General features: G+C 73.5%; 13 protein-coding genes. 3 read left to right on the top strand and 10 right to left on the bottom strand.

Annotation, left to right across the window (positions count from 1 at the left end):
- Positions 1 to 37: 37 nt before the first annotated feature.
- Positions 38 to 604 (top strand): hypothetical protein, encoded by a 567-nt coding sequence (locus AB0L45_RS14005; RefSeq protein ID WP_365839377.1) that lies wholly within the window; start codon positions 38 to 40, stop codon positions 602 to 604.
- A gap of 84 nt (positions 605 to 688) precedes the next feature.
- Here AB0L45_RS14005 and AB0L45_RS14000 read toward each other — a convergent pair whose 3' ends face one another.
- The 7 genes from AB0L45_RS14000 to glmS form a co-directional block, all read right to left on the bottom strand.
- Positions 689 to 907, bottom strand: coding sequence for a hypothetical protein (locus AB0L45_RS14000; protein ID WP_365839375.1), 219 nt, complete (start codon positions 905 to 907; stop codon positions 689 to 691).
- A gap of 141 nt (positions 908 to 1,048) precedes the next feature.
- The gene (gene tsaE, locus AB0L45_RS13995; RefSeq protein ID WP_365839373.1) at positions 1,049 to 1,585 is read right to left on the bottom strand and encodes a tRNA (adenosine(37)-N6)-threonylcarbamoyltransferase complex ATPase subunit type 1 TsaE; all 537 of its coding nucleotides are present in this window, start codon (positions 1,583 to 1,585) and stop codon (positions 1,049 to 1,051) included.
- Positions 1,586 to 1,691: 106 nt separating this feature from the next.
- On the bottom strand, positions 1,692 to 2,945 hold the full coding sequence (locus AB0L45_RS13990; RefSeq protein ID WP_365839371.1) for an alpha/beta hydrolase: 1,254 nt from the start codon (positions 2,943 to 2,945) through the stop codon (positions 1,692 to 1,694).
- Positions 2,942 to 4,102: an alanine racemase gene (alr, locus tag AB0L45_RS13985; RefSeq protein WP_365839369.1), complete on the bottom strand. Its 1,161-nt coding sequence runs from the start codon at positions 4,100 to 4,102 to the stop codon at positions 2,942 to 2,944. Before alr ends, AB0L45_RS13990 begins: the two co-directional genes overlap by 4 nt.
- A gap of 129 nt (positions 4,103 to 4,231) precedes the next feature.
- A complete protein-coding gene (locus AB0L45_RS13980; protein ID WP_365839367.1) occupies positions 4,232 to 5,659 on the bottom strand; it encodes an NAD(P)H-hydrate dehydratase in 1,428 nt (475 codons plus the stop codon).
- Between the two features lie 117 nt (positions 5,660 to 5,776).
- Positions 5,777 to 6,145, bottom strand: coding sequence for a holo-ACP synthase (locus AB0L45_RS13975; RefSeq protein ID WP_365839365.1), 369 nt, complete (start codon positions 6,143 to 6,145; stop codon positions 5,777 to 5,779).
- Entirely contained in the window at positions 6,142 to 7,989 is a 1,848-nt protein-coding gene (glmS, locus tag AB0L45_RS13970) for a glutamine--fructose-6-phosphate transaminase (isomerizing) (RefSeq protein WP_365839363.1), read from the bottom strand. The genes AB0L45_RS13975 and glmS overlap by 4 nt, the downstream gene beginning before the upstream one ends.
- 167 nt (positions 7,990 to 8,156) lie before the next feature.
- Between glmS and coaA the strand changes: the two genes are divergently transcribed.
- Together coaA and AB0L45_RS13960 are read left to right on the top strand one after the other, a co-directional pair.
- A complete protein-coding gene (coaA, locus tag AB0L45_RS13965; RefSeq protein WP_365839361.1) occupies positions 8,157 to 9,155 on the top strand; it encodes a type I pantothenate kinase in 999 nt (332 codons plus the stop codon).
- A gap of 36 nt (positions 9,156 to 9,191) precedes the next feature.
- The gene (locus tag AB0L45_RS13960) at positions 9,192 to 10,124 is read left to right on the top strand and encodes a DUF389 domain-containing protein (RefSeq protein ID WP_365839359.1); all 933 of its coding nucleotides are present in this window, start codon (positions 9,192 to 9,194) and stop codon (positions 10,122 to 10,124) included.
- 12 nt (positions 10,125 to 10,136) lie between these two features.
- Here AB0L45_RS13960 and glmM read toward each other — a convergent pair whose 3' ends face one another.
- The 3 genes from glmM to rplM all read right to left on the bottom strand — a co-directional run bounded on the left by glmM (position 10,137) and on the right by rplM (position 12,629).
- The gene (glmM, locus tag AB0L45_RS13955; RefSeq protein ID WP_365839357.1) at positions 10,137 to 11,495 is read right to left on the bottom strand and encodes a phosphoglucosamine mutase; all 1,359 of its coding nucleotides are present in this window, start codon (positions 11,493 to 11,495) and stop codon (positions 10,137 to 10,139) included.
- Positions 11,496 to 11,637: 142 nt separating this feature from the next.
- Positions 11,638 to 12,144, bottom strand: a complete 507-nt coding sequence (rpsI, locus tag AB0L45_RS13950; RefSeq protein WP_030589680.1) for a 30S ribosomal protein S9 — start codon at positions 12,142 to 12,144, stop codon at positions 11,638 to 11,640.
- Between the two features lie 41 nt (positions 12,145 to 12,185).
- Entirely contained in the window at positions 12,186 to 12,629 is a 444-nt protein-coding gene (rplM, locus tag AB0L45_RS13945; protein ID WP_360124467.1) for a 50S ribosomal protein L13, read from the bottom strand.
- Positions 12,630 to 12,831: the final 202 nt, after the last annotated feature.

Below are 12,831 nucleotides of genomic sequence, written 5' to 3'. Positions count from 1 at the left end.
CACCCGTAGTCACGCGCGTACGAAAGGTGGCACGGCGGTGTCCGCAAAGAGCAGCTCGATCGTCACCGCTCTGACCACGGCTGCGCTCGCCGCCGTCGGTTTCCTGGCCTACCAGGCGTCCGCCTCGGCGCCCGACCACACCACCGCGGCCAAGCAGCCGCCGGCCACCGCGAGCCCCGCCCCGGGCAAGGGCAAGGGCGACGCGGACCGGCAGAAGACCGAGGTACCGGTCCCGGCCGACTCGGGCGAGGGCGAGCGGGTCGTCTACTCACTGGGCGCGCGGCGGGTGTGGCTGGTCACGGCGGACGGCAAGGTGAAGCGGACGTACGAGGTCACGCCGAGCACCGTCAGCCCGGCGCCGGGCACCTACAAGGTCGACGGGCGGTCGCTGAAGGTCAAGGGCTCGGACGGGGTGCCGATCGAGCACGTGGTGCGGTTCGCGGTCGCCGACGGTGTGGTGATCGGCTTCAGCGCGGCGGTGGACGGCTCGATGCCGGACCCGGGCGCGACGAAGAAGACCGGCGGCATCCGGGAGACGCGCGCGGACGGCACGGCGATGTGGGACTTCGCGCTGCACAAGACGAAGGTCGTCGTGGTCAAGTGAGCCGGGGCGGCTGACGGCGGGCGTACGCGGCCCGGACCGGACACCCGCCCCTGCGCGCCGTTCGAAACGCCCGTGTGCGCCCCGTCACGCCGCGTCGCGCGCCCCGTGCGGACACGGGCCGGCGTCCTCCGCCGCGGCATCGCGCGCCTCGTCCTGCGCGTCCTCCTGGGCGCGGGCCGGCGGCTGCGGGGGCGTGGACACGGCGCTGGCCGCGGCGCACGCCGCCAGCAGCTCGTTCATGGTCGGCGTCGGTTCGGCCGCGCCGTTGCGGACCGCTGCGGTGACGGGCTGGTGGGCCGACATGGATGCCTCCCGTGGCTCCTGGGCAAGCGGGCGTAGTTAGGCAGACCTAACCGGCTCTCTCTTCACCCATGTGACCACGTTCGGCGCCGCGCGCGCAACATCTTCCCGACGGCTTGTCGGAAACTACGGTACGGGCGCGGGCTACTCCCCGGCCAGCACCGAAAGATCCGCCGCCGCCCAGCGCGGCCCCACGCCGCGGACCGTGACCTCCCGCACGTCGTCCTCGTCCGCCGCCGCACCGTCCACGGGAGCGGCGGGCGCGTCCGCGCCGACGGCGCGCTCGATGACCACGTGCAGCCGGTCCTCGGACAGCTCCTCGACCTTGCCGTCGCCCCACTCCACGACCACCACCGACTCCGGCAGCGACACGTCGAGGTCCAGGTCCTCCATCTCGTCGAGGCCGCCGCCGAGCCGGTACGCGTCCACGTGCACCAGGGCCGGGCCGTCGGCCAGCGGCGGGTGCACCCGGGCGATCACGAACGTCGGCGAGGTGACCGCGCCGCGCACGCCCAGACCCTCGCCCAGTCCGCGGGTCAGCGTGGTCTTGCCCGCTCCCAGCTCGCCGGTCAGCAGCACCAGGTCCCCGGGGCGCAGCAGCCCGGCCAGGGTGCGGCCCAACTCCTGCATCCGCTGGGGCGACTTGACGGTTACGTGCTCGATCGTCTCGGTGGCGCTCATGCGCCGATGGTACGGCGCACACAACCGGCATTCCGAACCCGTCCGCGGCGGACGGGCACCGGACGGCCGGTCCACGCCCGCGGCGGACGGGCGGCGGCAGGCCTGCCTACGCCCGCTCCGACCGCGTCGCCGCCGCCGTCGCCGCCGCCCGTTCGATCAGCGCCTCCAGATGGGCGGTGACCACCTCGGGGCGCTCCAGCATCACCAGGTGGCCCGCCCCCGCCTCGCACACCGACTCCGCGCCCGGCAGCAGCTCGGCGATGGCGTCACTGTGGTCGGACGGGGTGATCAGGTCCCGGTCGCCGGCCAGCACCAGGGCCGGTACGGGGTCGAAGGCGACCAGCGCCTCGGTCTTGTCGTGCACGGCGAAGGCGGGGAAGAACTCGGCGACCACGTCGATGGGTGTCGCCTCGATCATCCGCTCGGCGAACCGCGCCACCGCGGGGTCCACCTCTTTCGGCGTACCGAAGGAGTAGCGCTTGACCAGCCCGGCGAAGAGGTCGGCGGTCGCCCGGCGGCCCTTCTCGACCAGCTCGCTCTGCGCGCCCAGCGCCTTGAGCACGCCCGGCGCCAGCTTGTGGAACGCCTTGACGCCCAGCGACGGCAGCCCGAAGGCGACCTCGCTGAGCCGGCCCGCCGACGTGCCGATCAGGGCCACGCCGACCACCCGCTCCGCGACGTACTCCGGATACTGGTCGGCCAGCGCCATCACCGTCATCCCGCCCATGGAGTGCCCGACCAGCACGATCGGCCCCTCGGGCACAGCGGCGTCCAGCACCGCCTTCAGGTCCCGGCCCAGCAGTTCGATGGTGACCCGCTCGGTGCCCTCGCGCTGGGCCCGGCCGCGCTCCGAGCGGCCGTGGCTGCGCTGGTCCCAGTGGACGCTGCGCACCGCGCCCCGCAGGGCCGCGCGCTGGAAGTGCCAGGAGTCCTGGTTCAGGCAGTAGCCGTGGCTGAAGACGACCGTGGGCGCGCCGGAGCGGCGTCCCAGCAGCCCCAGCAGCCGCTTGCGGCGCGCGCCGCCGGCTCCGCCGCCCTTGCCGCCCTTGCCGTCGCCCGGCTCGTCGATCTCGTAGTGCAGCTCGGTGCCGTCCTCGGCCACCGCCGTGCCCGGTGTGCCGCGCAGCGTGCCGTACGGGCCCGCCGCGTCCAGCGCGAGCCGCGCCTTGCGCCGTACGCCCCGGCCGACCGTCAGCCGCTCGATGGCCACGCCCGCCGCGGCACCGGCCGCGACCACGCCGATCGCGGCGCCCGCGAGGCCCGCGTGGCGGCCGGCCCGTGTCCAGTTCCCGGCCGTCGTGGCCGCTGCGGCCGCCGCGTCGATCGTGGCGTCGGTGGCCGCCCCCGTCCTGTCGCTCATGTCCCGCTCCCCGTGTCCGCGCGCTCGTCGACATAGACGCGTGGCACCCGGGTACCGATCCGCGTGACGATCTCGTACCCGATCGTGCCCGTGGCACGCGCCCAGTCCTCGACGGTCGGCTCGCCCCGGTCCCCCGGGCCGAACAGCACGGCGACATCGCCTTCCGTGGCCGGATCCCCGCCCAGGTCGACCACGAACTGGTCCATCGCGACGGTTCCGGCGATGGTCCGCCACTTGCCCGCGACCAGCACCGGCCCGCTGTTCGACGCATGGCGGGGGATGCCGTCGGCGTAGCCGAGCGGGACCAGGGCGAGGGTGGTCTCACCGGACGTCGTGTAGCGGTGCCCGTACGAGACGCCGTGCCCGCCGGGTACGTGCTTGACCGACGCCAGCGACGCCTCCAGCGTCATCGCGGGCCGCAGCCCGAAGTCCTCCGGGACGCCGATCTCCGGGCCGGGCGAGACGCCGTAGATGCCGATCCCGGCGCGCACCAGGTCGAAGTGCGCGTGCGGCAGGCTGAGCAGCGCCGGGGTGTTGGCGTGGTGGCGCACCTCCGGGTCCAGGCCCGCCCGGCGGGCCACCGCGTCGGCCTCGGCGAAGGCGGCGAGCTGGGCGTCGATGGAGGGGTGTCCTGGCTCGTCGGCGCAGGCGAAGTGCGACCAGACGCCGGTGACGCGCACCGTGCCCTCGGCCTCCGCGGCGCGCGCGGCGCCGGTCAGCTCGGCCCAGTCGGCGGGCTGGCAGCCGTTGCGGCCCAGTCCGGTGTCGACCTTCAGCTGGACGCGGGCGGTACGGCCGCAGGCCCGGGCCGCCGCGGTCACCTCACGCAGCGCCCACATCCCGCTGACCGACACGTCGATGTCCTGCTCGACCGCCTGCCGCCAGGGCCCGCCGGGCGTCCACAGCCAGCACATCAGCCGGCCGGTGTCGCCCGCGGCCCGCAGCGCGAACGCCTCCTCGGGGAGCGCGGTGCCCAGCCATGCCGCCCCGGCCTCGCGGGCGGCCCGGGCGCACCGGAGCGCGCCGTGGCCGTACGCGTCGGACTTCACCACGGCCATCAGCTCGGCCCCTGGCGCGCGGTCCCGCAGCGCCCGCACGTTGGAGCGCACCGCGTCGAGGTCGACGGCCGCACGGGCCCGCATGGCTGCATGGTTCATCCACCCAGTGTCGCAGAACGGGGTGTTGGGGCGCGGAGAGGCAGGTGCGCCGGGGTACGGGGCGGGGGCCCGCGGCCGCGCCGTTCCCGGCCGCTCCCGGGCCTCCTCGCTCGCGCCGTACGGGCTCCCTCAGGGCCGGCTGACGTCCCGCCACGCCGCGCCCAGCGCCCCCGCCACGTCCGTCGCCAGGACCGGGGCGCCGTCCGGGGTGGCCGCCAGGCGGGCGGCCAGGCCGTGCAGGTACGCGCCCACGGCGGCCGCCTCCCGCGCGGGCAGGCCGGTGGCCAGCAGCGATCCGGTCAGCCCGGACAGCACGTCGCCGCTGCCCGCGGTGGCCAGCCAGCCCGTCCCGGTGGGGTTGGCGCGCACCGGGCCGCCCGCCGGGTCGGCGACGAGCGTCGTGGAGCCCTTCAGGAGCGCCGTGGCGCCGTACCGCTCGGCCAGCTCCCGTACGCAGCGCAGGCGGGACGCCTCCACGTCCGCCCGGTCGGTGCCGAGCAGGGCCGCGGCCTCCCCGGCGTGCGGGGTGAGCAGGGTCGGCGCGCCGCGGCCCCGGACGCGCGCGGGGTCCAGGAAGCGCAGCCCGTCGGCGTCCACCAGGACGGGTACGTCGGAGTCGAGGACGTCCCCCATGGCGTCGCCGTCGTCGCCGATGCCGGGGCCGATGACCCAGGACTGGACGCGGCCCGCCTTCGAGGGCGGTCCGGCGTGCACCAGGGTTTCGGGGAACTGCGCGAGGACGGCGTCGGCCGCCGGGCCCACGTACCGGACGGCCCCGGCGCCGCCCCGCAGCGCCCCCGAGACCGCCAGCACCGCCGCGCCCGGGTAGCGCGCGGACCCCGCGACGACACCCACCACGCCGCGCCGGTACTTGTCGCTCTCCGCCGTGGGGCGGGGCAGCAGCGCCGCCACGTCCGCGTACTGGAGCGCCTCGGCCGTCGCGTCCCCCGGCAGGTCCAGGCCGATGTCCACCAGCCGCAGCGCGCCCGCGTACTCCCGCGCCGGATCGATCAGCAGCCCCGGCTTGTACGCGCCGAACGTCACCGTCACATCGGCCCGTACGGCGTCCCCCGGCACCTCCCCGGTGTCCGCGTCCACCCCGCTCGGCAGGTCGACGGCGACGGTCATGGCCTGCCGGGCCGCTTCGGCCAGCCGGGCCGCCTCCGGCCGCAGCCCGCCCTTGCCGCCGATACCGACGATGCCGTCCACCACGAGGTCGGCCCGCGCGAGGTCGCCCAGGGCGTCACCGGACACCCGGCCGCCCGCCGCGCGCAGGGCCGTCAGGCCGCCCGCGTGCGCCCGGTCCGGGGACAGCAGGACGGCGCGTACGCCCGCGCCGCGCCGGGCCAGCCGGGCGCCCGCGTACAGCGCGTCGCCGCCGTTGTCACCGCTGCCCACGAGCAGCACGACCCGGGATCCGTACACCCGCCCCAGCAGCTCCGCGCAGGCCACCGCGAGACCGGCGGCGGCCCGCTGCATCAGGGCACCTTCGGGCAGCCGCGCCATCAGGTCCCGCTCGGCCGCCCGTACGACATCCACGCTGAACGCAGTCCTCATGCCCCCAGTCTCACCCCGGACGGCACGGGCATTCCTCCTGGCTCGCCCGGCCGGCGGAGGCGGGTACGGGTCCGTACGGACACGGGCCGGCCGGGACCGGCCACGCACCCGCGCCGCTCACCCCTCCGCGATCACCACCGCCGAGGCCACGCCCGCGTCATGACTGAGCGACACGTGCCAGGACCGCACGCCGAGTTCCGCCGCCCGCTCGGCGACCGTGCCCCGGATCTTCAGTATCGGCTGCCCGGTCTCCAGGACCGCCACCTCCGCGTCCGTCCACCGCAGCCCGGCGGGCGCCCCGAGCGCCTTGGCCACCGCCTCCTTGGCCGCGAATCGCGCGGCGAGCGAGGCGATGCCCCGGCGCTCGCCGCTGGGCAGCGTCAGCTCCCGGTCGACGAACAGCCGCCGGGCCATGTCGGGGGTGCGCTCCAGCGCCGCCGCGAACCGGTCGATCTCGGCGACGTCGATCCCCACTCCGACGATCATTCGACGGTCACCGACTTGGCGAGGTTGCGCGGCTGGTCGACCTCGTTGCCGCGGGCGGTGGCCAGTTCGCAGGCGAAGACCTGGAGCGGCACGGTGGAGACCATCGGCTGGAGCAGGGTCGGCGTACGCGGGATGCGCACCAGGTGGTCCGCGTACGGGACGACCGTCTCGTCCCCCTCCTCGGCGATGACGATGGTGAGCGCGCCCCGGGCCCGGATCTCCTGGATGTTCGAGACGATCTTGTCGTGCAGGACGGACCGGCCGCGCGGCGACGGCACGACCACCACGACCGGCACGCCCTCCTCGATCAGCGCGATCGGCCCGTGCTTCAGCTCGCCCGCCGCGAAGCCCTCCGCGTGCATGTACGCCAGTTCCTTGAGCTTCAGCGCGCCCTCCAGGGCGACCGGGTAGCCCACGTGCCGCCCCAGGAACAGCACCGTGTCCTGGTCCGCGAGACTGCGCGCCAGCTCCCGTACCGGCTCCATCGTGCCCAGTACCTGGTCGACCTGCGTACCGATCGCGGCCAGTTCGCGCACCACCGCGCGGATCTCGTCGCCCCACTGGGTGCCGCGCACCTGGCCCAGGTACAGCGCGAGGAGGTAGCAGGCCACCAGCTGCGTCAGGAACGCCTTGGTCGAGGCGACCGCGACCTCGGGGCCGGCGTGCGTGTAGAGCACCGCGTCCGACTCGCGCGGGATCGTCGAGCCGTTGGTGTTGCACACGGCGAGGACCTTCGCCCCCTGCTCACGGGCGTGCCGTACGGCCATCAGGGTGTCCATCGTCTCGCCGGACTGCGAGATGGCGACGACCAGTGTGCGCGGGTCCAGGATCGGGTCGCGGTAGCGGAACTCGCTGGCCAGCTCCACCTCGCAGGGGATACGGGTCCAGTGCTCGATCGCGTACTTGGCGATCATCCCGGCGTGGAAGGCCGTGCCGCAGGCCACTATCACCACCTTGGTGGCCTCGCGCAGCACCGTGTCCTCGATGCGCACCTCGTCCAGCGAGAGCACCCCGGACTCGTCGACCCGGCCCAGCAGCGTGTCGGCGACCGCCTTCGGCTGCTCGGCGATCTCCTTGAGCATGAAGTAGTCGTAGCCGCCCTTCTCGGCGGCCGACGCGTCCCAGTCCACGTGGTAGTGGCGCACCTCGCCCGGCGCGCCCTCGAAGTCGGTGACCGTCACCCCGTCCCGGCGCACCTCCACGACCTGGTCCTGGCCCAGTTCGACGGCTTCACGGGTGTACGAGATGAACGCCGCCACGTCCGACGCGAGGAACGCCTCGTCCTCGCCGATGCCCACCACCAGCGGCGAGTTGCGGCGCGCGCCCACCACCACGTCCGGCGCGTCCGCGTGCACCGCCACCAGCGTGAAGGCGCCCTCCAGCCGGCGGCACACCTGGCGCATCGCCTCGGCCAGGTCCCCGCAGGAGGAGAAGTTCTCCGCCAGCAGGTGCCCGACCACCTCGGTGTCCGTCTCGGAGGCCAGCGTGTGCCCCCGCTTGACCAGTTCCGCGCGCAGTGCCGCGAAGTTCTCGATGATGCCGTTGTGGACGACGGCGACCCGACCGGCGTTGTCCAGGTGCGGGTGGGCGTTGGTGTCGGTCGGCGCGCCGTGCGTGGCCCACCGGGTGTGCCCGATCCCGGTCGTCCCGGCCGGCAGCGGACGGTCGGCCAGTTCCTTGTCCAGGTTGGCGAGTTTGCCCGCCTTCTTGGCCGCCGCCAGCCCGCCGTCGGCGAGCACGGCCACCCCGGCCGAGTCGTAGCCGCGGTACTCCAGCCGCTTCAGCCCGGTCAGCACGACGTCCAGGGCGGACCGGCCGCCCGCATACCCCACGATTCCGCACATGAGGGCAGCCTACGGGGCGGTACGTCCGGCACCGGCGCGCCATCCGGTCAACCCGCGGCGTCTGACCGCGGCCGCGGCGGAACCGGCCCGCGCCGCGACACGCGCACCGGGCGGCCACAACCCCACCCCGGGGTGAACCGGCCCCCGAGCCTGCGGACAATGGGCCCGTGCCCCTCACCACAGAGCCGACCGAGTCGCAGCACCGCCGCCGCGCCGAGCGCACGCCGTACGTCGACCTGACGCGCGCCGAGTGGAGCGCCCTGCGGGAGAAGACCCCGCTGCCGCTGACCGCCGAGGAGGTCGAGCGGCTGCGCGGCCTGGGTGACGTGATCGACCTGGACGAGGTGCGCGACGTCTACCTCCCGCTGTCGCGCCTGCTCAACCTGTACGTGGGCGCGTCCAGCAGCCTGCGCGGCGCGCTGAACACCTTCCTCGGCGACGCGGGCGGCGGCCACGGCGCACAGCCCGGCACCCCGTTCGTCATAGGGGTCGCGGGCAGCGTCGCGGTCGGCAAGTCCACCACCGCCCGGCTCCTCCAGGCCCTGCTGGCCCGCTGGCCGGAGCACCCGCGCGTCGAACTGGTCACCACCGACGGCTTCCTGTTCCCCAACGCCGAGCTGCACCGCCGCGGCCTGATGTCGCGCAAGGGCTTCCCCGAGTCCTACGACCGCCGCGCCCTGACCCGCTTCGTGGCCGACGTGAAGTCCGGCAAGTCCGAGGTCAGCGCCCCGGTCTACTCCCACCTGATCTACGACATCGTGCCCGGCGAACGGCTGACCGTGCACCGGCCCGACATCCTCATCGTCGAGGGCCTGAACGTCCTGCAGCCCGCCCTGCCCGGCAAGGACGGCCGCACCCGGCTCGGCCTCGCCGACTTCTTCGACTTCTCGGTGTACGTGGACGCCCGCACGGAGGACATCGAACGCTGGTACCTGGGCCGCTTCCGCAAGCTGCGCGAGACCGCCTTCCAGAACCCGTTCTCGTACTTCCGCAAGTACACCCAGGTCTCCGAGGAAGAAGCCCTCGACTACGCGCGGATGATGTGGCGCACCGTCAACAAGCCCAACCTGGAACAGAACGTAGCGCCGACCCGCGGCCGCGCCAACCTCGTGCTGCGCAAGGGCCCCGACCACAAGGTGCAGCGGCTGTCCCTGCGCAAGCTCTGACGACGGGAATCCGCCGCCTTCCACGAGAGGTACACCGTGCTGCACCTGCGCCTGATCGTCCCCGCCGACCGTACGCAGGCCGTGCTGCGCCTGGTGGAGAACACCGTCGGCACCGCCCACCTCGCCGTCCTGACCGGCGCCGCGCGCGAACCTCAGGGGGACGTGATCCTGTGCGACGTGGCCCGCGAGGCCGGTGACGGCCTGCTGCACGAGCTGCGGGCGCTCGGCATCGACCGGGACGGCTCGATCGCCGTCGAGAACGTCGACCTGTCCCTGTCCACCCGCGCGGACCAGGCGGAGAAGGACGCACCCGGCGAGGGCGTGGACGCCGTGCTGTGGGAGTCGCTGACCGACGCCACCCACGAGGAGTCCACGCTCTCCGTCACCTACCTGGCGTTCCTGACGCTCGCCACGATGCTCGCGGCCTGCGGCGTGGTGCTGGACAACGCGATCCTCATCGTCGGCGCGATGGCCGTCGGCCCCGAGTTCGGCCCGCTGGCCGGCGTCTGTACGGCCCTGGTGCGCCGCGCGCCCCGGCTGGCCTGGCGCTCCCTGCTGGCGCTGGTCGTGGGCTTCGCGGTGGCGATGGCGCTGACGGCGGGGTTCAGCATGGTCATGGACGCGGTGGGGCTGTTCAAGGAGAGCCAGGTCGAGGGGGCGCGGCCCAACACCTCGTTCATCTGGCAGCCGGACCCGATGTCCTTCGTCGTGGCCCTGCTCGCCGGCGCCGCCGGGACGCTGTCGCTGACCTCGGCGAAGTCCGGCGCCCTGGTCGGTGTGGCGATCTCGGTCACCACCGTCCCGGCCGCCGCCAACGCCGCCGTCGCCTTCGGCTACAGCTCGTACCAGCAGGCGTGGGGCTCCACGCAACAGCTCCTGCTGAACCTGGCCGGGATCGTCGTCGCGGGCACGCTGACCCTGCTGGCCCAGAAGGGGTTCTGGGCCAGCAGGAAGCGCGTACGCGGCTGAGAGCCGGTGGCCTCAGCCCAGCGCCGACTTCACCACGTCCGCCAGGCGGCCGGCCACGGCCCCCGCCTGCTCGATGTCGGCGGCCTCGACCATGACCCGTACCAGCGGCTCGGTGCCCGAGGGGCGCAGCAGGACGCGTCCGGTGGCGCCCAGCTCGCGCTCCGCCTCAGCGACGGCCGAGGTGACCTCCGGCGACGTACCGACCCGGGTCTTGTCCACGTCCGGCACGTTGACCAGCACCTGCGGCAGGCGCTCCATGACGCCCGCCAGCTCGCCCAGCGGGCGGCCGGTCGCCGCGACGCGGGCGGCCAGCATCAGGCCGGTGAGGGTGCCGTCGCCGGTCGTGGCGTGGTCCAGCGCGATGACGTGCCCGGACTGCTCGCCGCCGAGCGCGAACCCGCCGGCCTTCATCTCCTCCAGGACGTACCGGTCGCCGACCGCGGTCTGCACGAAGGTCAGGCCCTCGCGCTCCATGGCCAGCTTGAAGCCCAGGTTGGACATGACGGTCGCCACGACGGTGTCCTTGCGCAGCGTCCCGGCCTCGCGCATGCCGAGGGCGAGGACGGCCAGGATCTGGTCGCCGTCGATCTCGTTGCCGTCGCGGTCCACCGCCAGGCAGCGGTCCGCGTCACCGTCGTGCGCCACGCCGAGGTCGGCGCCGTGCTCGACGACCGCGGCGCACAGGCCCGCGATGTGCGTGGAGCCGCAGCCGTCGTTGATGTTCAGGCCGTCGGGGTCGGTGCCGATCGTGACGACCTCGGCGCCGGCCCGGGCGAACGCCTCCGGGGAGACCCGGGAGGCCGCGCCGTGCGCGCCGTCGATGACGACCTTCAGGCCGTCGAGGCGGTTGGGGAGCACTCCCACCAGGTGGGCGACGTAATTGTCGAAGCCCTGGTCGTAGTCCTTGACCCGGCCCACACCGGAGCCGGTCGGCCGGTCCCACGGCTCGCCGGAGCTGTGCGCCCGGTACGTGCGCTCAATGCGGTCCTCCAGCTCGTCGGCGAGCTTGTGGCCGCCGCGGGCGAAGAACTTGATGCCGTTGTCGGGCATCGGGTTGTGGCTGGCGGAGAGCATCACGCCCAGGTCGGCGCCGAGCGACCCGGTGAGGTACGCCACGGCCGGGGTCGGCAGCACGCCCACCCGCAGCACGTCCACACCCGCGCTGGCCAGGCCCGCGACCACGGCGGCCTCCAGGAACTCCCCCGACGCTCTCGGATCGCGCCCGACCACGGCCACCGGCCGGTGGCCTTCAAAAGTGCCCGCCTCCGCGAGCACGTGCGCCGCCGCGACCGAGAGACCGAGCGCCAGCTCGGCCGTCAGATCGGCGTTGGCGACACCGCGCACACCGTCCGTGCCGAAGAGTCGTCCCACTGGTGTCCTCCGAGTTGATGTACGTGGACCAGAGCATTGCGTCCAGGTATACGCCGCTGGTCCCGGATAGCCGAACGCCCCGGCAGCACGCATGGTGCCACCGGGGCGTTCGCCAAGAGCCGCGCGAGCAGCCAAGCGGCAATTAGCGCTTGCTGTACTGCGGCGCCTTGCGGGCCTTCTTGAGACCGGCCTTCTTGCGCTCGACCGCACGGTCGTCGCGCTTGAGGAAGCCGGCCTTCTTCAGCGGGCCGCGGTTGTTGTCCTCGTCCGCCTCGTTCAGCGCACGGGCCACGCCCAGGCGCAGCGCACCGGCCTGGCCGGAGATGCCGCCGCCGGAGATGCGGGCGACCACGTCGTAGCGGTTGTCGAGTTCGAGCACCTTGAAGGGCTCGTTGACTTCCTGCTGGTGCACCTTGTTCGGGAAGTAACCCTCAAGGGTGCGACCGTTGATCTTCCACTGGCCGGTGCCCGGGATGATCCGCACGCGGGCGATCGCGTTCTTGCGACGGCCGAGGCCGGCAGCCGGCTGCGGGTCGCCGAAGCGCGAGGCGAGCGACTCGGAGGTGTACTCACCCTCCAGCGGAACCTCGGTCTCGGTGGTGTACTCCTCGACCTCGTCCAGCGGGGTCTCGGGGGTGGTCTCAGCCACGATTCTCCTCAGATTCTCTTCGTCTTAGGGGGTGGCCGGACTTACTGCGCGACCTGGGTGATCTCGAACGGGACCGGCTGCTGGGCAGCGTGCGGGTGCTCGGCGCCCGCGTAGACCTTCAGCTTCGAGAGCATCTGACGGCCCAGGGTGTTCTTGGGGAGCATGCCCTTGATGGCCTTCTCGACGGCCTTCTCGGGGTTCTTGTCGAGAAGCTCGTCGTAACGGACCGAGCGCAGACCACCCGGGAAGCCGGAGTGGCGGTAGGCCATCTTCTGGCTGCGCTTGTTGCCGGACAGGTGCACCTTGTCGGCGTTGATGATGACGACGAAGTCGCCGGTGTCGACGTGCGGCGCGTACACCGGCTTGTGCTTACCCCGCAGGAGGGAAGCGGCCTGGGAGGCCAGACGGCCCAGGACGACGTCCTGGGCGTCAATGATGTGCCACTGGCGCTGGACATCGCCGGGCTTGGGGCTGAACGTACGCACGGTTAGCCTTCGCTTCTTCAGTGAATAGGGTCCTGTACTGGTCACCTCGGCCGATCGACCGGCACTGGCGGACCACGGGTGACGCAACCCGGATCCTGCCGCTGGTCATCGGCCCGGTGGACCGGCGTAAGGGCCCCTCACGTGAGATAGAGCAAGCCAATACGCATAACGAACTGGCAGAATACCGGGCCGCCCCCAGCCG

Origin of the sequence: Streptomyces sp. NPDC052496 (assembly GCF_040679095.1) — a bacterium.
GTDB lineage: Bacteria > Actinomycetota > Actinomycetes > Streptomycetales > Streptomycetaceae > Streptomyces.
This window is presented reverse-complemented; position numbering and strand designations above follow the sequence as displayed.

Bases quoted from the DNA above. Each gene is read 5' to 3' on its own strand.
- AB0L45_RS14000 (WP_365839375.1), bottom strand. From the start codon at position 907: ATGTCGGCCCACCAGCCCGTCACCGCAGCGGTCCGCAACGGCGCGGCC.
- tsaE (WP_365839373.1), bottom strand. From the start codon at position 1,585: ATGAGCGCCACCGAGACGATCGAGCACGTAACCGTCAAGTCGCCCCAG.
- AB0L45_RS13990 (WP_365839371.1), bottom strand. From the start codon at position 2,945: ATGAGCGACAGGACGGGGGCGGCCACCGACGCCACGATCGACGCGGCG.
- alr (WP_365839369.1), bottom strand. From the start codon at position 4,102: ATGAACCATGCAGCCATGCGGGCCCGTGCGGCCGTCGACCTCGACGCG.
- glmS (WP_365839363.1), bottom strand. From the start codon at position 7,989: ATGTGCGGAATCGTGGGGTATGCGGGCGGCCGGTCCGCCCTGGACGTC.
- AB0L45_RS13975 (WP_365839365.1), bottom strand. From the start codon at position 6,145: ATGATCGTCGGAGTGGGGATCGACGTCGCCGAGATCGACCGGTTCGCG.
- AB0L45_RS13980 (WP_365839367.1), bottom strand. From the start codon at position 5,659: ATGAGGACTGCGTTCAGCGTGGATGTCGTACGGGCGGCCGAGCGGGAC.